Annotated in this window: 19 protein-coding genes; 7 read left to right on the top strand and 12 right to left on the bottom strand. The window is 72.3% G+C overall.

Annotated elements, in window-relative coordinates:
• Nucleotides 1-45 precede the first annotated feature (45 nt).
• Complete coding sequence (bar, locus tag ACWCPW_RS27755; protein ID WP_449764322.1) at nt 46-1,170, top strand: barbiturase; 1,125 nt, start codon at nt 46-48, stop codon at nt 1,168-1,170.
• A 389-nt stretch (nt 1,171-1,559) separates the two neighbouring features.
• On the opposite strand, the gene ACWCPW_RS27750 is transcribed toward bar, so the two are convergent.
• Complete coding sequence (locus tag ACWCPW_RS27750) at nt 1,560-2,174, bottom strand: YciI family protein (RefSeq protein ID WP_449764321.1); 615 nt, start codon at nt 2,172-2,174, stop codon at nt 1,560-1,562.
• A gap of 304 nt (nt 2,175-2,478) precedes the next feature.
• Between ACWCPW_RS27750 and ACWCPW_RS27745 the strand changes: the two genes are divergently transcribed.
• A complete protein-coding gene (locus tag ACWCPW_RS27745; RefSeq protein ID WP_449764320.1) occupies nt 2,479-3,261 on the top strand; it encodes an isoprenyl transferase in 783 nt (260 codons plus the stop codon).
• A gap of 112 nt (nt 3,262-3,373) precedes the next feature.
• Here the strand turns inward: ACWCPW_RS27745 and ACWCPW_RS27740 are convergent, their stop codons facing one another.
• The 7 genes from ACWCPW_RS27740 to ACWCPW_RS27710 all read right to left on the bottom strand — a co-directional run bounded on the left by ACWCPW_RS27740 (nt 3,374) and on the right by ACWCPW_RS27710 (nt 12,312).
• Nucleotides 3,374-4,273, bottom strand: coding sequence for a carbon-nitrogen hydrolase family protein (locus ACWCPW_RS27740; RefSeq protein ID WP_449764319.1), 900 nt, complete (start codon nt 4,271-4,273; stop codon nt 3,374-3,376).
• A 47-nt stretch (nt 4,274-4,320) separates the two neighbouring features.
• Nucleotides 4,321-4,974 (bottom strand): SRPBCC family protein, encoded by a 654-nt coding sequence (locus ACWCPW_RS27735; RefSeq protein WP_449764318.1) that lies wholly within the window; start codon nt 4,972-4,974, stop codon nt 4,321-4,323.
• A 15-nt stretch (nt 4,975-4,989) separates the two neighbouring features.
• The gene (gene cutA, locus ACWCPW_RS27730) at nt 4,990-7,419 is read right to left on the bottom strand and encodes an aerobic carbon-monoxide dehydrogenase large subunit (RefSeq protein WP_449764317.1); all 2,430 of its coding nucleotides are present in this window, start codon (nt 7,417-7,419) and stop codon (nt 4,990-4,992) included.
• A complete protein-coding gene (locus ACWCPW_RS27725; protein WP_395870185.1) occupies nt 7,416-7,952 on the bottom strand; it encodes a (2Fe-2S)-binding protein in 537 nt (178 codons plus the stop codon). Before ACWCPW_RS27725 ends, cutA begins: the two co-directional genes overlap by 4 nt.
• Nucleotides 7,949-8,872, bottom strand: coding sequence for an FAD binding domain-containing protein (locus tag ACWCPW_RS27720; protein WP_449764316.1), 924 nt, complete (start codon nt 8,870-8,872; stop codon nt 7,949-7,951). The genes ACWCPW_RS27725 and ACWCPW_RS27720 overlap by 4 nt, the downstream gene beginning before the upstream one ends.
• A gap of 52 nt (nt 8,873-8,924) precedes the next feature.
• Nucleotides 8,925-10,397: a uracil-xanthine permease family protein gene (locus ACWCPW_RS27715; protein ID WP_449764315.1), complete on the bottom strand. Its 1,473-nt coding sequence runs from the start codon at nt 10,395-10,397 to the stop codon at nt 8,925-8,927.
• 259 nt (nt 10,398-10,656) lie between these two features.
• Nucleotides 10,657-12,312, bottom strand: coding sequence for a PucR family transcriptional regulator (locus ACWCPW_RS27710; RefSeq protein ID WP_449764314.1), 1,656 nt, complete (start codon nt 12,310-12,312; stop codon nt 10,657-10,659).
• A gap of 409 nt (nt 12,313-12,721) precedes the next feature.
• On the opposite strand from ACWCPW_RS27710, the gene ACWCPW_RS27705 reads away from it, so the two are divergent.
• The 3 genes from ACWCPW_RS27705 to ACWCPW_RS27695 are packed head-to-tail and all read left to right on the top strand — an operon-like array spanning nt 12,722 to nt 16,549.
• On the top strand, nt 12,722-13,669 hold the full coding sequence (locus ACWCPW_RS27705) for a DUF2877 domain-containing protein (protein ID WP_449764313.1): 948 nt from the start codon (nt 12,722-12,724) through the stop codon (nt 13,667-13,669).
• Complete coding sequence (locus ACWCPW_RS27700) at nt 13,653-15,131, top strand: FdrA family protein (RefSeq protein ID WP_449764312.1); 1,479 nt, start codon at nt 13,653-13,655, stop codon at nt 15,129-15,131. Before ACWCPW_RS27705 ends, ACWCPW_RS27700 begins: the two co-directional genes overlap by 17 nt.
• Entirely contained in the window at nt 15,128-16,549 is a 1,422-nt protein-coding gene (locus tag ACWCPW_RS27695) for a DUF1116 domain-containing protein (RefSeq protein ID WP_449764311.1), read from the top strand. The genes ACWCPW_RS27700 and ACWCPW_RS27695 overlap by 4 nt, the downstream gene beginning before the upstream one ends.
• A 112-nt stretch (nt 16,550-16,661) precedes the next feature.
• On the opposite strand, the gene ACWCPW_RS27690 is transcribed toward ACWCPW_RS27695, so the two are convergent.
• The 4 genes from ACWCPW_RS27690 to ACWCPW_RS27675 form a co-directional block, all read right to left on the bottom strand.
• Nucleotides 16,662-17,771, bottom strand: a complete 1,110-nt coding sequence (locus ACWCPW_RS27690) for an XdhC family protein (RefSeq protein WP_449764310.1) — start codon at nt 17,769-17,771, stop codon at nt 16,662-16,664.
• 6 nt (nt 17,772-17,777) lie between these two features.
• Nucleotides 17,778-18,947, bottom strand: a complete 1,170-nt coding sequence (locus ACWCPW_RS27685) for a vWA domain-containing protein (RefSeq protein ID WP_449764309.1) — start codon at nt 18,945-18,947, stop codon at nt 17,778-17,780.
• Nucleotide 18,948: 1 nt separating this feature from the next.
• Nucleotides 18,949-19,866: an AAA family ATPase gene (locus ACWCPW_RS27680; protein ID WP_449764308.1), complete on the bottom strand. Its 918-nt coding sequence runs from the start codon at nt 19,864-19,866 to the stop codon at nt 18,949-18,951.
• Between the two features lie 200 nt (nt 19,867-20,066).
• Nucleotides 20,067-20,468 carry a hypothetical protein gene (locus ACWCPW_RS27675; protein WP_449764307.1) on the bottom strand — a complete coding sequence of 134 codons (402 nt, stop codon included), beginning with the start codon at nt 20,466-20,468 and terminating at the stop codon, nt 20,067-20,069.
• 269 nt (nt 20,469-20,737) lie between these two features.
• Here ACWCPW_RS27675 and ACWCPW_RS27670 point away from each other — a divergent pair, with 269 nt between their 5' ends.
• Nucleotides 20,738-22,024: a sensor histidine kinase gene (locus tag ACWCPW_RS27670; RefSeq protein WP_449764306.1), complete on the top strand. Its 1,287-nt coding sequence runs from the start codon at nt 20,738-20,740 to the stop codon at nt 22,022-22,024.
• A 36-nt stretch (nt 22,025-22,060) separates the two neighbouring features.
• Nucleotides 22,061-22,735: a response regulator gene (locus ACWCPW_RS27665; RefSeq protein WP_449764305.1), complete on the top strand. Its 675-nt coding sequence runs from the start codon at nt 22,061-22,063 to the stop codon at nt 22,733-22,735.
• Nucleotides 22,736-22,737 lie beyond the last annotated feature (2 nt).

Genomic DNA, 22,737 nt, shown 5'->3' with positions numbered 1-22,737 from the left:
GCATCCGACGTGGTCGACGAAGTACAAAGAACTCAACGAACTCCAATGAACGAGGTGGAACGAGTGCCCAGGCCGATCGAGGTTCACAAGGTCGCCATCGAGAGCGTCACCGACGCGTCCGGATTGGCCAAGCTCATCGACGACGGCGTGTTCGCCGCGGATGATGTGCTCGCCGTCATCGGGAAGACCGAGGGCAACGGCGGGGTCAACGACTACACCCGCATCCTGGCCGACCGCGCCTTCCGCGAGGTGCTGGTCGCCAAGGGCAAGCGCTCGGTCGAAGAGGCGCAGCAGGTCCCGCTGGTGTGGTCCGGCGGCACCGACGGCGTGATCTCCCCGCACGCGACGGTCTTCGCGTACGCGCCGGAGAACCGCTACCAGCCCACCGACGAGCCGCGCGTGTCGGTCGGCGTCGCGATGAGTGAGCAGATCCTGCCCGAGGACATCGGCCGCGTGCCGATGGTGGAGAAGGTCGCCGCCGGCGTACGCAAGGCGATGGCCGTCGCGGGCATCACCGACCCGGCCGACGTGCACTACGTGCAGACCAAGACGCCGCTGCTGGTGCTGGACACCATCAACGACGCCAAGGCGCGCGGGTTCGACGTGTGGACCGAGGACACCCTCAAGTCCATGGACGTCTCCAACTCCACCACCGCGCTGGGCATCGCCGTCGCGCTCGGCGAGATCGAGCTGCCGACCGCCGAGCAGATCCACCGCGACCTGTCGCTGTACTCGTCGGTGGCGTCCTGCTCCTCCGGCGTCGAGCTGGACTGCGCGCAGATCGTCGTGGTCGGCAACGTGCGCGGCGTGGGCGGCCCGTTCCGGGTCGGCCACGACGTGATGAAGGACGCGCTGGACGCGGACGGCATCTGGTCGGCGATCCGCTCGGCCGGCATCGACCTGCCGGAGCGCCCGCACACCTCGGACCTCGGCGACCGGCTGGTCAACGTGTTCCTCAAGTGCGAGGCGGACCCGAGCGGCAGCGTGCGCGGGCGGCGCAACATCATGCTCGACGACTCGGACGTGCACTGGCACCGGCAGATCAAGGCCACCGTCGGCGGCGTGACCGCGTCCGTCACCGGCGACCCGGCCGTGTTCGTCTCGGTCGCCGCCGTCCACCAGGGCCCCTCCGGCGGCGGGCCGGTCGCGGCCATCGTGCGGATGGACTGACCCACCCCGCAACCCCCTCCGCCGGCCACCGCCCCCTCGTCCCGGGGCGGTGGCCGGCGGCATGCGGCGAGCGTCGGCGCCGACCTCGACCGGCGGTCCACCCGTCAACCCTCGTCGGCGACCGGCAGTGCCGCAGCCGTCCGCGGCGTCGCCGAGCGGCCGTTCGCGGCTCGCGGCGGTTGGCGGTCGATGCGGTCACGGCTGGGAGCGACGGTGATTCTCGGCCTCCGAGGGTGGTGGAGCACCTGTTTCGCGTCGGAGTTCGGCCCCGCCGTTGATCGCCGCGCACGCGGGGAGAGGCTCCCGATCCAGCACCGGGGCGGGGATCCTCGGGGCTCACGTCCGGGAGAGGAGGCATCGTGGGCGAACCCGCCGAGATCCGCCGGACCCTAGTCCTCCGTGCGGCCGCCGAAGCACCAGTCGTGGACTTCGATGTTCCGGTACAGGCCGGCCCGCGCGTACGGCCCCTGGGCCAACAGGCCCTCCGCGGCGGCGCGGTCCGGTAGTTCGGCCAGGATCGCGGTGCCCAGCCAGTCCTCGGCGGCGTCGTCGGAGAGCAACGGCCCAAGGACGATCAGGTTTTCCCGGTGGTCGCCGTGGAGTAGCCAACGGCGTTGCTCCTCCCGCAGCCGATCCCGGGTCGCGGCCACGCCCGCCTTGGCGTGGCCGAGGATCAGGAATCGCGGGTGGCCTTCCGAACTCCCCTTGAAATCCCACATTTTCCGGCCGAGCGTGTTGTGCCAACGCCGGATCAGCACCGCTTCCTCGTACACGCCCGCCCGGTGGTTCGGCTCCGCGAACGCGAACACGCGCGCGGCCTCGGCGTCCGGCAGGTCGACGATGTGGACGCTGCCGGTCACCGTCTCCCCGTCGGGGGCGAACGTCGGCCCGCGGGCGATCATCCCCTCGGCGTACCCGTCCATGAACGACCAATGGGCTTCCAGGAGTTCGTCACGCAGAGCCCTGGTTCCCGGCTTGTCGCGACAATAGAAGAGGTACTCCATGTCGATTTCCCCCCGAGTCACGCCGTTGTCGGCACGCACAGTACGGGAGCTCGCCCGCCCTGTCGATCAACGCGTCGTCCTCGATCCGGCGCACGGTATCGACCCGACCGTGTTCCGGCCCGACCCGCGCCGCCCGGCACAGGCGGGGCACCGAGGCGAGCCCGCTCCCGCGGCACCGCGGCGTCGAGAGACGGGAGGTGTGCAAGTGTCCTGAGTGATAAAGCCGTTGAGTGCGCTCGCCGAGCGGGTGGGAACGTCCCTGGTAGGGTCCGCCGAGGGTTTTCCCACGCGATGGAGATGGTGCATGAAGCTGCTCCCGCTGTTCCTGCGGCGGCCGATCGAAGCGGTGTACGAACGCCGATTGGCCGCCACCCTGATAGGTCTGCCGCGCCCACGGCACGTCGGGATCATGCTCGACGGCAACCGGCGCTGGGCCCGGAAGGCGGGGCACGCGGATGTCCGGGAGGGGTACCGGGCGGGTGGCGCCAAGGTGACCGAGTTCCTGGGCTGGTGCACCGCCGCGGGAATCGAGCACGTGACCCTCTTCATGCTCTCCGACGACAACCTCGGCCGACCCGCGGAAGAACTCGGCCCGCTGATCGAGATCATCGAGGAGACGGTCCGGGACATCACGGCCGAAGGCCGGCCCTGGGAAGTGCGGGTGATCGGCTCGCTCGACATGCTGCCCGGTGCCGGCGCCCGGGTGCTCAAGACGGCCACCGCCGCGACGAATGGGCGCGGTGGGCTGAGAGTGGACGTCGCGGTCGGCTACGGCGGCCGACGGGAGATCGTCGACGCGGTCAAGAGCGCCTTCGAGGCACACATCGCGGCCGGCGGGGACCCGGCCGAACTGGTCGAACGGTTCGATATCGAGGACATCTCCCGGCATCTGTACTCGCCGACCGCCGCGCACACCGACTTCATCATCCGCACCTCGGGAGAGCAGCGGCTGTCCGGCTTCCTGCTCTGGCAGTCCGCGTACGCGGAGATGCACTGGGTGGACTGCTACTGGCCGGCGTTCCGGCACGTGGACTTCCTGCGCGCGCTGCGCTCGTACGCGAGTCGCGAACGGCGATTCGGCAAGTAGCCGCCGTCGGCGCCGGGCGGCACCCGGGCGAGCAGCCGGGTGTACGCGCGCCGCCGCGTGCACGATGCCCCGGCCCGATCCGCCGGGCCGGGGCATCGCGTTCGTGCGGTGCTCAGCCGTGCGGGAAGGTGGTCTTCGCCGGACGCACCAGGTCGTCCGCGTAGTTGGCGATCAGGTCCAGGTTGCGGTCGGCCAGGTGGTCGAAGACCTGGGGCACGTTCGACCCCGGGGTCAGCGACGCCAACGCCCGCTCCGGGTCCAGGTGGGCGGAGACCCAGCCCTCGTGCGAGGAGCCGCGCGCGATCACCTCGGCGCCCGGGGTGACGATCATCGAATTGCCGAAGTACAGCACACCGGCCGGGTCGCTGCCGGTGGCGTTGGCGCCGATCACGTAGACGTGGTTGTCGTACGCCCTCGCCCGGCAGGTGAGTTCCCACAGGTCGGCGGAGCGCAGCAGGGCCGACGGGCGGCAGATCACCTCGGCGCCGTGCACCGCCTGGATCCGGCTCAGCTCCGGGTAGTCGCCGTCGAAGCAGATGATCATGCCGATCCGACCGAGGTCGGTCTCCACCACGCTGACGTACTCGCCCGGGGTGACCCACCCACCGCGCGATCGCAGTTCGGGCCCGAACGGGTGGGTCTTGCGGTAGACGCCGAGCACCCGACCGTCCGGCCCGGCCAGCACGGACGAGTTGTACACGACCCCGCGGTCGTCCCCGCGTTCGTAGGTGCCCCACACCAGGTGCACGCCCAGCTCCCGGGCCCGCTCCTGGAACGGCTCGGTGAGCGCGCCCGGCACGTCGTCGACCAGGTCCCACAACTCCTCGGCGCTCAGCGCCGGGGTGAAGCCGGTGGTCACGCTCTCCGGCAGCACGACCAACTCGGCACCGGTGGACTCGACGCAGCGGGTGACCCAGTCCAGCGCGTGGGCGATGTTCGCCTCGACCACCGCCGCCGTGAGCGGTCCCGGCCGGGGCACGACCTGGACGGCCGCCGCCGTGAACGCACGCATGCCAACTCCCTTTCCCGATCGGTTGCCGATCGGATCCGATCAGTGGATCAGCGACGACGGGCGATCACGCCGCCGACGATCGCGCCGAGCAGCGCCACCGCGGCGCCGAACAGCGCACCCTTGGCGAAGTCGTCGCCGCCGAACGACGAGGCCGCCGCCGGGGCCGCGTAGCCGCCGGCCGGCGCGGCCGCGCCGGCGTCATCGGCCCGCGCCACCACGGCGGTTCCGTTGACCGCCGCGGGCACCGGGGTGAGCGGCGTCTGCCCGGTCAGGATCTTGTCGACCGACTTGAAGAACTCGCCCGCCGTCTTCTTGGCGACGCCCGTCAGCATGCGCTGCCCGACCCCGCCGATCACCCCGCCCACCACGGCCTCGGCGTCGTACTCCAGCCGGGTCCGCCCGCCGTCGATGTCCTCCAGGGTGACCTTGACCTCGGCGCTTACCGTGCCCGGGCCGCCCGAGCCGGACGCCTTGAGCATGAACGAGCCGGGCGGTACCTGGTCGGTGAGCTGCACGTTGCCCAGGTAGGTGCCCTTGATCGAGGCGACGCCCATCGTCACCGTCATCCGGTACGCGTCGGGGCCGGTCTCCTCGAGCTTCTCGCAGCCGGGGATGGTGCGGGTGAGCACGGCCGGGTCGTTCAGCGCCGCCCAGACCTTGTCGGCCGGCGCGTTCAGGATGGCGTTTCCTTGGACCTTCATGGTGCGACGTGCTCCTTAACGGTGGGTGCCGGCGGCATGGTCGGCGCCGCGGCGCAGGGCCGGGATCTCGCCGGCGGCGAACCGCTTGCGCAGGTGGAAGAGTTCGGACGGCTGGATCGGCATCCGCACGATCGGGAAGCCCTCGGCGTCCTCGATCGCGGAGGCGAACACGGCCGCCGCGGGGATCACGCCCGCCTCGCCGGCACCCTTGATGCCGAGCGGGTTGAGCGGGGAGGGCGTCTCCAGGTGGTCGATCTCGATCTTCGGGACCTCGCTGGCGTACGGCATCAGGAAGTCCATGAACGAGGCGTTGACCAACTGCCCGTGCTCGTCGTACTCCATCCGCTCGTACAGCGCGCCGCCGACGCCCTGCGCGACGCCGCCGTGCACCTGGCCCTCGACGATCATCGGGTTGATCAGGTGCCCGCAGTCGTGCACGACGCAGTAGCGCAGGATGCGGATCTCGGCGGTGTCGGGATCGGTCTCCACGATCACGGCATGCATGCCGTTGGCGAAGGTGGCGGTCGGCGGCGAGTAGTAGTCGCGGCCCTCCAGGCCCGGTTCCTCGCCTTCGGGGACCGGCAGCTTGGAGAAGTCGGCGGCGCCGGTGAGCTGGGTGGCCGCTTGGGACGCCTCGTCGAAGGCGTAGCGCAGCGGGTTGGACAACACCGCGACCGTGCCGAGCGCGACCGACGAGCCCGGGCTGCCCTTGACGCGTACGTGCCCGTCGACGATCTCCAGGTCGCGCGGGTCGGCCTCCAGCGCCTCGCCCGCGATCCGCAGCGCCTTCGCCTTGACGTTGCGTGCGGCCAGCGCGATGGCGTTGCCGCTCATCACCGCCGCGCGCGACGCGAACGTGCCGACCGCGTACGGGAATCGGCGGGTGTCGCCGGTGGTCACCGTGACGTCCTCGAGCGGTACGCCCAGTTCGTCGGCGACGATCTGCGCGAACACCGTCTGGTGGCCCTGGCCCTGGCTGGTCAACCCGGTGGCGACGTTGACCTTGCCGGTGGTCTCGATCTGGACGTGACCACCCTCGTACGGGCCCACGCCGGTGCCCTCGACGTAGCACGCCACGCCGATCCCGACCCGGCGGCCCTCGGCCCGCGCCTGTGCGCGGTAGGCCTCGAACTCGTCCCAGCCGACCAGCTTCTTCAGCGCCTCCAACGACCCGGGGAAGTCGCCCGAGTCGTAGATCAGCGGTCGGCCGTCCTGGAAGAGCAGGCCGTGGTCGTACGGCATCTCGTCGGGTTTGATGAAGTTGACCGCGCGCACCTCGGTGCGGTCCTTGCCCAGGTGGTCGGCGATCGCGTCCATCGCGCGCTCCATCGCGAACACGCCCTGCGGACGCCCGGCGCCGCGGTAGGGGGTGACTATCACCGTGTTCGTGTACAGGCTGCGGAAGTCCACCCGGTAGGCGCCGGGCTTGTACGGGCCGAGCAACTGGGTGGAGGTGATGATCGGCACGATGATCCCGTACGGCGTGTAGGCGCCGTTGTCGTGCAGGATCTCCACGTCCAGGCCGAGCAGTCGGCCGTCGTCGTCGAAGCCGACCCGTACGGTCTGCAACTGCCCGCGCTCGTGCGCGGCGGAGATGAAGTGCTCGCGGCGGTCCTCGGTCCACTTGACCTCGTGGTCGAGCAGTCGGGCCGCCCACGGGACGAGGATCTCCTCCGGCCACGGGTGCACGATCTTGACGCCGAAGCCGCCGCCGACGTCGGGGGTGACGCACTCGACCCGGTCCAGTGGCAGGTCCAGCTTGGCCGCGACGGCCGCGCGCACGCCGGTGGAGGTCTGTGTGGAGGTGTACACGCGCAGGCTCGCGTCGGCGGCGTCCCAGCGGGCGTATACCCCGCGACCCTCCATCGGCATGCACGCGCTGCGCTCGATGTCGAGCTTCAACTCCAGCCGGTTCGGCGCGGCGGCGATCGCCGCGGGCGCGTCGCCGACCTCCTGGACGAAGTGCGCCGCGCAGTTGCCGGGAACGTCCTCGTGCACCAGGCGGTCGGCGCGGAAGGCGTTCTCGATGCCGACCACGGGCGGCAGCGGTTCGTACTCGACGGTGATCCGCTCGCAGGCGTCCTCGGCCAGGTAGCGGTCCCGGGCGACGACCATCACGACGGCCTCGCCGACGTGGTTGACGAACTCCTTGGCCAGCGGGTACGCGGTGCGGCCGTGGGTGAGCGCGGGGTGCGGGATGAGCAGCGGGAGCGGCTCGGCGACCCGGCCGGTCAGGTCCTCGTAGGTGTAGATGGCGACCAAACCGTCGACGTCGAGCGCACCGGTGACGTCGATCCCGGTGATCCGGGCGCGGGCGTGCGGGCTGCGGACGAACGCGGCCTCGTAGGAGCCCTCGCCCAGGTCGTCGAGGTAGCGGCCGTTGCCGACCAACAGGCGCAGGTCCTCGGTGCGTTGCACGGGTGCGCCGAACATCTTGGTGGTCATCGGGCGTCCCCCTCGGACTGCTCGTCGGCCCGGCGTTCGCTGGTGATCTCGGCGGCGCGCAGCACCGACTTCACGATGTTCTGGTACCCGGTACAGCGACACAGGTTGCCCGAGATCGCCTCGCGTGCCTCCTCCTCGGTCGGCGTCGGGTTCTCCTCCAGGAAGGCGGAGACGACGGTGAGGAAGCCGGGTGTGCAGAACCCGCACTGGAGTCCGTGGCACTCGCGGAAGGCCTGCTGCACGGGGTGCATGGTGCCGTCGGCGTCGGCCAGCCCCTCGACCGTGGTGATCTCGTGGCCCTGCGCGCTGACGGCGAACATCAGGCAACCACGCATCGGCTTGCCGTCGACCTGGATGGTGCACGCGCCGCACACGCCGTGCTCGCAGCCCACGTGGGTGCCGGTCAGGCCCAGGTCGTGGCGCAGGCAGTCGGAGAGCAGTCGGCGCGGGGTGACGGTGGTGGTGTGCAGTACGCCGTTCACGCTGAGCCGGATGTCGAGGCGTTGTTCGGTGGGGATCTGCGTCTCGGTCATCGGGCGCTCCGCTCGTTGGTGCCGGTGTCGCGTGCTGCGTCGGGGTTCGGGTCGACCTGGGCCGCGCGCTCGGTGGCGGTGCGCAGCGCGCGGACGGTGAGTACGCCGGCCAACTGCGCGCGGTACTCGGCGGTGGCGTGGATGTCCGGCTCGGGTTCCAGACTCGAGGACGCGAGGGTCGCCGCGTCCTGCCAGCCGGCGGTGTCGGCGGTACGGCCGATCAGCGCGTCGGTCAGGTCGAGCACGAGCGGTACCGGCGAGAGCGAGAGGTAGGCGGCCCGGGCGGAGACGATCCGCAGGTCGTCGTCGACGGTGACCGCCGCCGCGACGCCGCACATCGCGTAGTCGCCGTGTCGGCGGGCGATCTCCACGAATTCGGTGCCGGTGCGACCCGGCAGCCGGGGGAAGTAGGCGGCCACGGCCAGTTCGCCGGCCTCGATGCACGCCTCCAGCGGCCCGACGAAGAAGTCCTCGGCGGGCACGGTGCGGGTGGCTCCCTTGCGGGCCAGCGTCATCGAGCCGCCGAGCAGGGCCAGTACGGCGGTCATCTCGCCGGAGGGGTCGGCGTGCGCGAGGCTGCCCACGGTGGTGCCCCGGTTGCGGATCACCGGGTGGGCGACCAGGCGCAGGCCCTGGCGCAGCAGTGGGACGACCGCGTGTGCGGCCTCGTCCGCCTCGACCTCGGCGTGCCGGGCGAGCGCGCCCACCGCGACGCCGCCGGGGTCGGTGCGGACATAGGAGAGTTCGGCGAGCCCGTTGATGTCGACCAGGTTGGCCGGGGCCGCGAGTCTCATGTTCAGCATCGGGATCAGACTCTGGCCGCCGGCGAGGACCTTTCCGTCGTGGCCGACCCCGTCCAGGACGTCGAGGGCCTCGGCCAGATCGGTCGGTGCGTGATATCGAAATGCCGGCGGCTTCACGGTGTCGTCTCCTCCTGGTGTCGCGTGCGGTGGTGCGCGTCGTGGGTCGGCGTCAGCTCGACGGCGGCGTTCGGTGCGGCGGAGCGGCGGTGGAGCCGGTCAATGACTGCTCCGCGGGCCGGTGTTCCTCCACGGTGCCCAGGGACAGCGCGGTGCCGCCCTCGAGTTCGACGTCGGCGGGGGCCTTGGGGTCGCGCATGTGCGCGGGGGCCAGGGCGTGCAGGACGTGGTAGATCACCAGGGTGACTATGGTGCCCAGCGCGATGCCCTCGATGGTGAAGTCGTCGTTGAACTCGATCGCGACGCCGCCGATGCCGATCACCACGCCGGCCGCGACCGGGACCAGGTTGATCGGGTTGGCGAAGTCGACCTTGTTCTCGATCCAGATCTTGGCGCCGAGCAGGCCGATCATGCCGTAGAGCACGACGGTGATACCGCCGAGCACGCCACCGGGGGTGGCCGCGATCAGCGCGCCGAACTTGGGACACAGGCCGAACAACACGGCGACCGCGGCGGCCACGTAGTAGGCGGCGGTGGAGTAGACCCGGGTGGCCGCCATGACGCCGATGTTCTCGGCGTAGGTGGTGGTGGGCGAGCCGCCCACCGCGCTGGCCATCACGGTGCCCAGGCCGTCCGCGGTGATCGCCTTGCCCAGGCTGCCGTCCAGGTCGGCGCCGGTCATCTCGGAGACCGCCTTGACGTGGCCGGCGTTCTCCGCGATCAGCGCGATCACGGCGGGCAGCGCGACCAGGATCGCCGAGGTCTTGAAGTCCGGGGCGTGCGTGGAGGGCAGCCCGAACCAGTCGGCGGAGGTGACGCCGGAGAAGTCGACGCGGTCGTGCGCGAACTCCTTGCCGTCGTGCTGACCGGGCTGGGCCGAGGTGATCTGCCCGAAGCCCTTGTCGAACAGCCACGACATCGCGTAGCCGAAGACCAGGCCGAGGAAGATCGCGATCCGGGACCAGAAGCCGCGCAGCAGCACGGTCATCGCGATCACCGCGGTCATCGTCAGGATGGCGATCCACTGGTCCTGCGGCCAGTACACCTCGGCCACCACGGGAGCCAGGTTGAAGCCGATCAGCAACACCACGGCGCCGGTGACCACCGGCGGCAGCGCCTTGTTGACGAGTTCGGCGCCGAGCAGGTGGATCAGGACGCCGGCGAGCGCGAGTACCGCACCGGCGACCAGGATCGCGCCGGTCACCGTCGCGCTGGAGCCGCCGGAGGCGCGGATGGTGGCGACCGCGCCGACGAACGCGGCGCTGGTGCCGAGGTAGCTGGGGATCTTGCCCTGCACGATGAGCAGGAAGACCACCGTGGCCAGACCCGACATCATGATGGCCAGGTTCGGGTCCAGACCCATGACCACCGGGAATACGAATGTCGCGCCGAACATCGCGACGATGTGCTGTGCGCCCAGACCGATGGTCCGACCCCACGAGAGCCGTTCGTCGGGGCGTACGACCTCACCCGGAGGTGGGGTGCTGCCGTCCCCGTAGAGCTTCCATCCCAAGCCGAGTGCCATGTTCAGCCGCCTTCCAGGCGTAGGGGGGTGCGAGGGCGATTCGTTGTCGCACGACCCGGCACGGTGAGCGCGATCCGGTGATGTTCGCCGTTCTCGCCACGAGGTTGGGGGAAGGTTATGGACGGGTCGGACACTGCGGCTTGGGTGATAGCTGACAGATCCGGCCTGGTGGTGTTGTGGAATTCACCCAAGGTTTGTTGCCGACTCGTCTCGGCGTATGGATGAACAACCAAGGGTCTCTCCGTACGTGCGCGCTACGCTACAGCCCGCGCATGCGACGCACCTGGAGCGCCAGCATGATGTTGAGCCGAAGATGCGAATCCGTGGTGAACGCGCCGAGCAGCCGTTCCAGTTTGCCGATCCGGTAGCGCAGCGTGTTGTAGTGGAAATGCAGGATCCGGGCCGTCTCGGCCACGTTCAGGTTGGTGTCGAGCAGCACCTCCAGGGTGGTGCGCAGATCGGTGGTCTCCTCGTCCTCACGGCTCGCGAGTTCGCCGAGGGTCTCCCGCATGAAGCTGGTCAGTTCGGCCGAGTCGGGGACCAGGCTGAGCAGGCGGTACACGCCCAGGCTGTCGAAGTCGGCGATGCCGCCCGGGCCGTGCATCTGCCGGCCGACCTTGGCCGCGCGGCGTGCCTGTTCGTAGGCCTCGGGCAGCAGCGCGGGGTCGGTGACCACGCGGCTGACCCCGGTGGAGAACGAGCGGCGTCCGCCGCCGCCGTCGCCGGAGACCTGGGCGACCATGTGCCGGACCAACTCGCCGGGCGGGGTGCGCTCGGAGGCGCCCATCACCACCACGACCTCCTGGCTGTAGCCGACCACGGCCGCGCGCGGATCGCGTTCGCGCACCACGATGCCCCACGCGGTGGCGAAGCGTTCGTGTGCGGGCCGCAGGTCGTCCGACTCCGGGTCCAGGCCCTCGCCCGGTTCCAACTGCGCTACCACCACGGTCAGCGGGCGGTCGATCGCCCAGCCCAGCGACGCGCAGTGCCGCACGGTGTGCGCCGCGTCGCCGGCCCGGCCGGCCAGCAGGTCGCGCATGAAGTCGCCCTGGTACTTGCTCTCCACGGCGGCGACCGCGAGCTCCTTGGTGATCACCAGCGCCGCGGTGGCGGCGGCCCGTTCCAACACCTGGATGTCGCTCTCGTCGAGCGTGCGCCCGGCGGAGATCAGGACGACCCGGCCGTGGTCGAGGGCGCCGGCCAGGATCGGCACCAGGGCCACCCCGGTGGTCGGGTCCTCCAGGGCCCGCGCGCCGTGCTTGAAGCGCTCCACGCGGAAGCGGCCGGTGGCGTCGAACACGCCGCGCCCGCCCGATGTGGCCGCGACCTGTTCGGCGGCCGACGACGCGAGCAGCCGGCCGTCGGGCGTGGTGACCATGACGGTGCCGCCGAGCAGCCGACTGAGCTCGTCGGTGATCGCCTCCAGGCCCCCGCCCGCGAGCACCACGCTGACCAGTGCCCGGTGCGCCTCCTCGGAGCGGGCCAGCACCGCGGCCTGCCGGTTGAGGATGTCGGTGAGAACCTGGTTGAGGATGTCGTCGAAGGCGACGTCGTCGGGCAGCCGGATGATCGGCAGGCCCACCCGGTCGGCGGCCTCGAGCATGTCGGCGGGCAACTCGTCCAGGTAGCGGCCCAGCTTGATGCCCACGGCGGCGAGCCGGCGCGACTCCAGCTCGGTCACCAGGTCGCACAGGGACTGCGGGGTCTCGCGCAGCGGGTAGCCGGTGGTCAGCAGGAGTTCGTGCGGTTTGGTCCAGGGCAGGATGTCCGGGACCTCCATTACGTTGAGCCGCTGCACGACGCGGTCCAGGCCGCGCTCGCCGGCCATCAGCCGGGCGCCGGACAGGCTGGAGAGGCTCAGCACGTCGCGCACCGCGACGCCGCGGACGAGCGTGCCGGTACTCGCGGTTCGCACCCCGCCCGGACTTCCACCAGGGCTTGGCAAATTACGCGAATTATCTGCGCCAAGGTTGGCAACTTGCTCCATTCGAGGACCATAGCCATTGGATTACGTTCACAACAGACATTGAGCCGGTCCGATTTGAGTGGCACCGGATGACAGGTCACACCGGTGCCCCTCCGCCCCGGGGGCCTCGACCACACCGTGTCGATCATCGACTTCGCACCGTTTCGACCAGGGGCGTCGTCGGACCCGGCGCCGTGGGACCCGGCGTCACTCGACTCGGCACCGCTCGACCCGGCGGCACCCGATACGGCGGCACTCGACACGACGGCACTCGACACGGATGGCACGTCGATCCCCGTACCACTTCGCATCCGCTCCACACCACCTCGATTCCGCACCGTTCCCGGGAGGCACCACCGTGGTAGACCCGGGAGACAGCGGCGATCCGGTGACCGTGACGATGCCGGGCTCGGCCTCCGAGCGGATCCGCGCGGCACTGTGCGCGCCGACCCGGCCCGCGCGGGTGCTCGGCGTCTTCCCGGCCGCGATCTACCTCGCCGACCCGGACGGCACGGTCCTGGCCCTGTGCACGCACGACGCGGTCCGACTGCCCAACGCGCTCGTGCTCGCCGGCCGCAGCTCCGCGTCCCCCTTTCCCGCACTCGTCGGCCACCGCCACGCCCGGATCGGCGACGGCCGGGTGCGCGTCGGCCCGCTGCGGGTGTCGGCGGCCCGCTGGTGGACCCCGCCGCGCCCGCCCGCACCGGGCGACGCCGACACCCGCCGGGCCGGCCGCGCCACGCTGCGCACCGCACTGGAGCCGGTACGCACCGGTCTGTCCGCCGACGCGCGGGCCGACCTGGCCGAGCTGGGCCGACACGTCGCGACCGACCCCGAACGGGCGTACGCCGCCGCGCTGCGGCTGATCGGCCTGGGCCCGGGCCTGACCCCCAGCGGCGACGACGCGCTGTGCGGCTTCCTGCTCGCGCTGCGCCTGCTCGCGCCCGACCCGGCCGGCGGCCGGTACGCGAGCGCCCTCGGTGCCCGCGTCGCGGCACACGCCCCGGGCCGCACCACCGACCTGTCCGCCGCGCTGCTCGGCCACGCCGTCCGCGGCGACGGCTGTGCGCAACTGATCGACCTGATCGGCGCGGTGGGCCGGGACACCGACGTCATCCCTTGCCTGCGTCACCTGCTGACGGTGGGTCACACCTCCGGCGCGGACCTGGCCCACGGCGTCCTGGCCGGGGCCGAGGCGGCCGACGCAGGTCTCGTACCAGCGATCGCCGGGGCCACTCGCGGCCGCGGCGGTCCCACCGAACTCCCGTACCCCGAAGGAAGGAGCGCCCGTGAGCAGCGCGCTTGAGCTGCGCCGCGGAACATACCGAGACTCGGTCAGCCTGATGCAGGTGAGCCGATCGGTATCCGCGGTGGACGGGGTCACCAAGGCGCTCGTCGCCATGGCGACGGAACTCAACGTCGGCCTGTTGGCGGGCATGGGCTTCGAGACCCCGGACGGCGCCGGGCCCAACGACCTGATCGTGGCGATCCGGGCCGACGACGACGACGCGCTGCGGCGCGCCCTCGACGTGCTCGAACAGGCCCTGGTGCTGTCCACCGGCGGCGGCACCGGGATCGGCTCCGCCGCCGGCGTCCCGCCGCGCACGATCCGTACCGCCACCGGCGCCACGCCCGACGCGACCCTCGCGCTGGTCTCGGTACCCGGACCGCACGCCTTCGCCGAGGCGATGGACGCCCTCGAAGCCGGCCTGGACGTGCTGATCTTCAGCGACAACGTGCCCGTCGAGCAGGAGATCCGACTCAAGGACGTGGGCCGCGAACGCGGCCTCCTGGTGATGGGCCCGGACTGCGGCACCGCGCTGGTCGGCGGCGTGGGCCTGGGCTTCGCCAACTCCGTGCGCCCGGGACCGATCGGCATCGTGGCCGCCTCCGGCACCGGATCGCAGGAACTGATGTGCCTGCTGCACGCGGCCGGCAGCGGCGTCAGCCACTGCCTGGGCGTGGGCGGACGCGATTTGAGCGAGGCGGTCGGCGCCCGCTCGACGCTCCAGGCGCTGGCGATGCTGGACGCCGACCCGGCCACCGAACTGATCGTGGTGGTCTCCAAGCCGCCCGCCGACTCGGTCGCGGCCGAGGTCGAGCGCTACGCCTCGACGCTGTCCACACCGGTGCAACTGGCCTTCCTCGGCCAGGGCCGCGAGGACCTCACCGCCGCCGCGACCAAGGCGCTGGCCGCGATCGGACATGCCGGCGTCCAGGACCGGACCTGGCGTCCCGAGCGGACCGTGCCCACCCGCACCGGCGCGCTGCGCGGGCTGTTCTGCGGCGGCACGCTGTGCGACGAGGCGATGATCATCGCCGCCGACCGGCTCGGCCCGATCGCCTCCAACATCCCGCTGCGCGCCGACTGGGCGCTGCCCGCCGACCTGCGCACGACCGGGCACCTGATGATCGACTTCGGCGACGACGGCCTGACCGCGGGCCGCCCGCACCCGATGATCGACCCGAGCCTGCGCCTGGAGCGGCTCGCCGAGGAACTGGCCGACCCGGCCACCGCGGTACTGCTCCTGGACGTCGTCCTGGGACACGGCGCGCACCCGGACCCGGCCGCCGATCTGGCCGAGGTGCTGCGCGCGGCCGGACCGGACGCGCCCGCCGTACTGATCTCGCTGTGCGGCACCGACCTGGACCCGCAGGACCTGGACGCCCAGGCCCGCACGCTGACCGCCGCCGGCGCCGAGGTCCACCTGTCCAATGCCGAGGCCGCCCGGCGCGCCGTGGCGATCGTAGAAGGGCTCGACGCGTGAGTGCTCCCCATCCCCGAGGCGGCACGCTGCTGACCCGGGACCCGTCCGTGGTGACGGTCGGCGCCGATCTGCTCGCCGACGCGCTGGCCGCGCAGGCCGTACCGGTGACCGCCGTCGACTGGCGCCCGCCGCTGCCCGGCACCGGCGACGCGCTGGCCGCGGTGCTCGCCGACGCGCGCCGCGAGGCGGCCAACAAGATCGCGATCGAGCGGGTGCTGGCATCCACCCCGCACCTGGTGGACGTCAAGCCCGCGAGCGAGGCGCTGGGTCTGAAGGCCGGCCAGTTCCGGCACGCCGGACCGCCGATCGACTGGGCGCGGGCGTCCGGGCCGATGCGCGGCGCGCTGATCGGCGCGGTGCTCTTCGAGGGCCTGGCCGACAGCCCCGAGGCGGCGGAGAAGTTCCTCGCCGAGGGCCACGCCGAGCTGGACTCGTGCCATCACCACCACGCGGTGGGACCGATGGCGGGCGTGGTCAGCCCGTCGATGTGGATGTTCGAACTCGAGGACACCACGCACGGCACCCGCGCGTGGTGCTCGCTGAACGAGGGCCTGGGCAAGGTGCTGCGCTACGGCGCGTACGGGCCCGAGGTGATCGAGCGGCTGCGCTGGATGTCCGCGGTGCTCGGTCCGCTGCTGCGTACCGCGGTGCGCGCGGGCGAGGCGATCGACATCCGGGCGATCATCGCGCAGATGTTGCAGATGGGCGACGAGGGCCACAACCGCAACCGCGCTGGCACCCTGATGCTGCTGCGCGAACTGCTGCCGAACATGATCGACAGCGGCGCGCCGACCTCGGACATCGCCGAGGCGGCCCGCTTCGTCGGCGGCAACGACCACTTCTTCCTGAACCTGGACATGCCCGCCTGCAAGCTGGCGATGGACGCGGGCCGCGACGTGCCCGGTTCCTCGCTCGTGGTGGCGATGGCGCGCAACGGCACCGACTTCGGCATCCAGGTCTCCGGCACCGGCGACCGCTGGTACACCGGCCCCGCCGAGGTCCCGGACGGCCTGTACCTGGGCGCGTACGGCCCGGACGACGCCAACCCGGACATCGGCGACTCGGCGATCACCGAGACCGCCGGTATCGGCGGCTTCGCGATGGCGGCGGCACCGGCGATCGTGCGGTTCATCGGCGGCGAGGTGGACGACGCGCTGGCCGCGACCAGGCGGATGTACGAGATCACCCTCGCGGAGAACCCGGCCTACCAGATCCCGGTGCTGGACTTCCGCGGCACGCCGACCGGGATCGACGTGACCAAGGTGGTACGCACCGGCATCCTGCCGCAGATCAACACCGGCATCGCGGGCAAGGTCGCGGGCACCGGTCAGGTCGGCGCGGGCCTGGTCACCCCGCCGGCGGACTGCTTCGTCGCGGCGGTCCAGGCGCTGGCCGAGGCGATACCGCCGACCGGCTGACCTGCGAGGCCACCGCGAGGAGCCCGCCGCGCGATTCGCGCGGCGGGCTCCTCGCTTGTGTTTGCGCAGGTGGTGCGGGTGTGCGGCTCGCGGGGCGGCGGCCGCGTGGTGCTCAGCGGTGGATGCGGCCGTCGGTCAGCGACAGCGGGCGGGCGGAGCCGCCGTGGCGGGCCCGGACGATCTCGGCGAGCACCGCGATCGCGGTCTCCTGCGGGGTGCGCGCGCCGAGGTCCAGGCCGATCGGGGAGTGCAGCAGCGCCAACTCGGCCTCGGTCACGCCCGCCTCGCGCAACCGCGACAACCGGTCCTGGTGCGCCCGGCGACTGCCCATCGCGCCGACGTAGGCGACCGGCATGCGCAACGCCCGGACCAGGACCGGCACGTCGAACTTGGGATCGTGGGTGAGTACGCACACCGCCGTGCGCCCGTCCACGCGGGTGTCCGCGAGGTAGCGGTCGGGCCAGTCCACCACCAACTCGTCGACGTCGGGAAAACGCTCCGCGGTCGCGAACACCGGGCGCGCGTCGCACACGGTCACCCGGAACCCGGCGAACGCGCCCGCGCGGGCCACCGCCACCGCGTAGTCGTTCGAGCCGAACACCAGCAGGCGCGGGCGCGGCAGGTACGAGCGCACGAAGACGATCTCGTCCTGTCGTACGCCGAGCGCCTCGACCGGAACCAGCGCGTTGCCGTCCGGCCGGGCCAGCGTGGTGCGATCGTCCGCGAGCAACGCGCGCAGCGCGGGCACGAACGGACCGCTCCCGTCCTCGTCCGCGCCGTCCTCGTCCGGGCCGACCACCACGCGGGTGCCGAGCCGATCCGCGTCCGGGGTCGCGACCACGGTGGCGACCGTGATCGGGCGGCCTTCGCGCAGCGCGGCGATCAGTGCGGGAAACTCCGGATAGCGCGCCGGGTCGACCGGCTCGACATACACCTCCAGGGTGCCGCCGCAGGTCAGGCCCACCATCAGCGCGTCGTCGTCGCTGATCCCGTAGGCGGCGGTACGCGGCCGGCCCTCGTCGATGACCTCCCGCGCCAGTTCGTACACGTCGCCCTCGACGCACCCGCCCGAGACGCTGCCCAGCGCCACGCCGTCGGCGGACACCGCCATCACCGCACCCGCGTCGCGCGGGGCACTGCGCAGCGTGGACACCACGGTCGCCAGCGCGAAGGTGCGCCCGTCCCGGTACCACGCCTCCAGGTGGTCGAGCAGTTCACGCATGGCCGTTCACCCGGTCCCTCGCTCGTCCACCAGCAGTGCACACAGTTCCTCCAGGGCCGCCAGGCTGTGCCCGGCGACAAAGTCGTCAACGTACGGAAGAGCCGCGGCCATACCCGCCGCCAGGGGCTGATACCCCTCGCGGGCACGGTGCGGATTGACCCAGATCACCCGATGCGCGAGCCGGTGCAGCCGGGCCATGCCCACCGCGAGCCGGTCCGGATCGCCGCGTTCCCAGCCGTCCGAGGCGATCACCACCACGGCGCCCCGGGCCACGCCGCGCCGGCCCCAGCCCTCCAGGAAGGCGTGGAGCTGGTCGCCGAGCCGGGTGCCGCCGCTGAAGTCGGGCACGGCGGCGGACGCCGCGGCCAGCGCCCGGTTCGGATCGGTGTGGGCCAGCTCGCGGCTGATCCGGGTCAACCGGGTACCGATGGTGAACACCTCGGCGCCGCGGCGGCGCCGGACCGCGGCGTGGCCGAAGCGCAGCAGCGCGTCCGCGTACGGCGCCATCGAGCCGCTGACGTCCAGCAGCAGCACCAGTCGGCGCGGCCGCAGCACCCGGTCGGTGTAGCGCAGCCGGTCGAACTCGCCGGTCCGCAGCGCGGCGCGCACCGTGCGGGTGCGGTCGATCCGCCCGTGCCGGGCCGGCCGCCGGCGCCGGGTGCGGCGGGTCGGCGCGGCCGGGCGCAGCAGCGCGAGCAGTCGGCGCAGCTCGGCGCGCGCGGCCGGATCCAGCGCGGCGATGTCGCGCCGGCGCAGGATCTCGGTGCGGTCGGCGGCGGCGATCCGGGGTTCGTCGTCCGACTCCTCCCGGCGGGGCGGCACCTCGTCGGGGCCCAACAGGCCCACCGCGCGTTCGACGTCGACATCGGGTCGACGGCGCCCGGGCGGCGGCTGTTCGCAGTCGAAGTACGCGGTGAACGCGGCGTCGTAGCGGGCCAGTTCCTCGGGCGCGGAGCACAGCGTGAGTCGACCCGCCCAGTAGGTGGCCGGCCGCGCGTCGGCGCCCAGCTCGGCCGCGGCGGTAAGGAACGCCTGCACGCGCCCCGGGTCGGCGGGTACGCCGGCGGCCCGGACGGTGCGCGCGAAGGCGACCAGCGTCTCCACCCCGTCGCGCCGGGTCGGCGCGGCGGCGGCGGCGCGCACCGTGGCGGCGTCCAGCGGACCGCGCCCGGCCATCTCAGCCGCCCGCCGCGAGCAGCCGAACCAGGCCGGCCGCCCGTACGCCGTCCAGGTCCTCCCGGTGCTTGAGCACCGCGCCGAGCGTGCGTGCGGCACTGTCCGGGTCGAGCTCGCGCACGCCGAGCACGAGCAGCGCGCCCGCCCAGTCCAGGGTCTCGGACACGCCGGGCGGCTTGACCAGGTCGGCCGCGCGCAGCCGCCCGACGGCACGGACCACGTCCTCGGCCAGCCGGCAGCTCACCTCCGGCAGTCGGCGGCGCACGATCGCCACCTCCCGCGCGTGGTCGGGGTGGTCGAGCCAGTGGTACAGGCAGCGCCGCTTGAGCGCGTCGTGCAGCTCGCGGGTGCGGTTGGAGGTCAGCACCACCAGCGGCGGCACCTTCGCGGCGATCCGGCCCAGCTCGGGCACGGTCACCGCGAAGTCGGACAGCACCTCGAGCAGGAACGCGTCGAACTCGTCGTCGGCCCGGTCCACCTCGTCCACGAGCAGCACCGCCGGCGCCGCCTCGATCGCCTGCAACACCGGCCGGGCGATCAGGTAGCGCCGGTCGTACAGCCCCGCCTCCAGTGCCGCGGCATCGGTCTCGCCCGCCGCGCCGGCCGCCCGCAGGTGCAACATCTGGCGCGGGAAGTCCCAGTCGTAGAGCGCCTGCGAGGCGTCCAGGCCCTCGTAGCACTGGAGCCGGAACAGCGGCACGCGAAACGCGGCCGACAACGCCTGGGCCAGCGCGGTCTTGCCCACCCCTGGCTCGCCCTCCAGCAGCAGCGGCCGACCCATCCGCAGTGCGAGGTAGGCGGCGGTGCCGATGCCGTCGCCGGCCAGGTAGTCCACGCCGTCGAGCCGGGCGACCACATCCTCGGGCCCACCGAGGCCGCCCGCGTCGACGCCCTCGTCGTCCCACCACGCCTGCGACACGGCACACACCCCTCGACACCCGTACTGTCCGGTTCGCCTCGACCCGGGCCGTGATCGGCGACATGCACCCGTCGCGGCACCGGTGATCGTGTTCAGTACACGCTGTACCGGCCGAGCCCTCGACGGCAACATTTGCCAAACCGCCGGCCGATCCCTGCGTATCCGTGACCGCCCGGCGCGCGGCGCGCGGTCCGCCGCGATCAGCGCCAGGTGCGTACGTCGACGAGGCAGGCCGTCGCGAGGTCCGGTCTGCCGCAAAAGTCGCCGGCGCGGGTCGCGACGACCAGGATCGGCTCCCCCTCGGCGTCGAGGTGGGCGAGATGGAAGCCGATCACCCACGACGGCTCCGCGACCAGGTCCCGCGGCGGGCGCAACCGCACCGACGCGGCGCCGTCCGCGGCGAACACGACGGCGTTGTCCGCGGGTGTGCCCGGTTCCGTTTCCAGGGCCTCGACCACCAGGACCCGGTCCGCCCACGCCACCACCGAGCGCGGCGGCCGATCGAAGGCCGCCTCGACCACCCGCCCGTCGTGCCTCCAGCGCACGAGCCGGTCGTCGCCGGTCTCGTCGAGGACGATCGCGGGGGCGGCATCGGCAGGCACACGAACCAGTCTCGCACCACCGCCCACGCCGGGGCCGGCACACCGACCCCATCCGCCGCCGGTCCGCGGCCCACACCCGCGTGGCCCGGCACCGCCCACGCCCGTGGCCCGGCACCGCCCACGCCCGTGGCCGGCACCGCCCACGCCCGCCACGCCCGCCGCCGGCCGGCCCGCGCGGCGCTCGCCGTACCGGTCTACAACCAGCGTGGTAGACGGGTGTGGACCGTCGGTTTGACGACGGCCCGTCGATCACGGGCTACGCTGCGCCGATGCGGGCCCGAACGGTGCGGAGCAGGTTGTCCTTCACCCTCCCCACGACGGTGGTGGACGCGATCCTCGCGCTGTCCTACATCGTGGTCAGTCTGCTGTTGGCCCGCGAGGATCCCACCGGGGAGTGGCGCGCGACCGACACGCTCGGTTTCGCGCTGATCGTGGTGATCAACCTGCCGCTGATCCTGCGCCGCCGCGCCCCGGTCCCGGTCCTGCTGGTCATGCTCGCCCTCCAGGTCGTCTACATCGCGCTGGGCTACTGGCCGGTGGTGAACTCGCTCGGCACGCTGATGGGGATCTACACGGTCGCCGCGCACCGATCGATCCGGACCATGGCCGGCTGCGTGGTGGCGGTGGGCGCCACCTGGCTGTACGCCGGACTGGCCGCGGACGGTGGTTCGATGACCACCGTCGTCGCCCAGATCCTGGTCATCCCGCCGGGCATCTGTTGGTTCGGCGTCGCGGCCCGGCGGCTGAGCGAACGCAACGCGCAATACGCGATGTTGACCGCCCGACTGGCCCGTGAGCAGGAGGCCCGGGCCCGCCGGGCGGTGACCGACGAGCGGGTGCGGATCGCGCGCGAACTGCACGACGTGGTCGCCCACCACGTGTCGGTGATCTCCGTGCAGGCCGGCCTCGCCGAGTACGTGCTGACCTCGGACCCGCCCACCGCCGAGGCGGCGTTGCGCACCATAGGCGAGACCACCCGCGAGACCCTGGACGAGATGCGCCGGATGTTGATGCTGCTGCGCGCGGACGAGGAGGACGCGTCCGACGTCGACGAGGCACCGCCGGACGCCGCGCGCGGGCGCACCGCCGACGATCGGCTGGATCCGGCGCCGGGGCTGGCCCGACTCGGCGAGGTGGTGCGCCGGATCCGGGCCGCGGGAGTCGACGTGCGGACCACGACGCTGGGTCTCGCGCGCCCGCTGTCCCCGGGCATCGAGCTGTGCGCGTACCGAATCGTCCAGGAGGCCCTGACCAATGTCCTCAAACACGCCCGTACCGCCCGGGTGGACCTGGTGGTGGACTTCGGTCCACACCACTTGCGGATCACCGTGACCGACGACGGTGGAGACGGGGCCCCGAGGATCGCCCCGCAGGAGTTCGATCCGGGCACAATCGATGGGGTGGCGGCGCACGGGTTGATCGGCATGTCCGAGCGCGCCAAGCTCTACGGCGGGACGCTCGTCGCGGGACGGCGGCCCACCGGGGGATTCGAGGTCGGTCTCGTCCTGCCGATCCCGGCCGAGCCCACCGCGTCGGCCGAGAGCGCGGGGGCCTAGGCCGCCTCGTACCGACGTGACGAAGGGACCGACGGGGTGACCAAGGTGCTGGTGGTCGACGATCAGATCCTGATCAGGGCGGGCCTGGCCGCGTTGTTACGCGCGGCCCCGGGGATCGACGTGGTCGGCGAGGCGGCCGACGGGGCCGAGGCGATCGACCTGGCCGCGAAGCTGCGCCCCGAGCTGATCCTGATGGACATCCGGATGCCCGAGGTGAGCGGCGTGGAGGCCACCGAGCGCATCCTGGCCGCCGCCGAGGGCACACCGCCCCGGATCGTGGTGCTGACCACGTTCGACCTGGACGAGTACGTCTACGCCGCGCTGCGCGCCGGGGCGTCCGGTTTCCTGCTCAAGGAGATCGGTCCGCAGCGGCTGTTGGCGGCGATCGACGCGGTGATGGCCGGCGACATGCTGTTCGCGCCCAGCGTCACCCGGCGGCTGATCGAGACCTACGTCGCGTTCGCGAGCGCGCCGACCGGCGACGTGCCGCCGGACCTGGAGACGCTCACCGGGCGCGAGTTGGAGGTGCTGCGCCTGGTCGGGACCGGGATGGCCAACAACGAGATCGCCGGCACCCTGGTGGTCACCGAGTCGACGGTCAAGACCCACTTCAACCGCGCGCTGGCCAAGTTGAACCTGTCCAGCCGGGCGCAGGCGGTGGTGCTGGCGTACGAGACCGGGCTGGTCACACCCGGCGGTCGACGCGGCTGAGC

The sequence above is a fragment of the Embleya sp. NPDC001921 genome (genome assembly GCF_053594475.1).
Note: the sequence above shows the minus strand (reverse complement) of the source record. Positions and strands in the feature narration are given on the sequence as shown.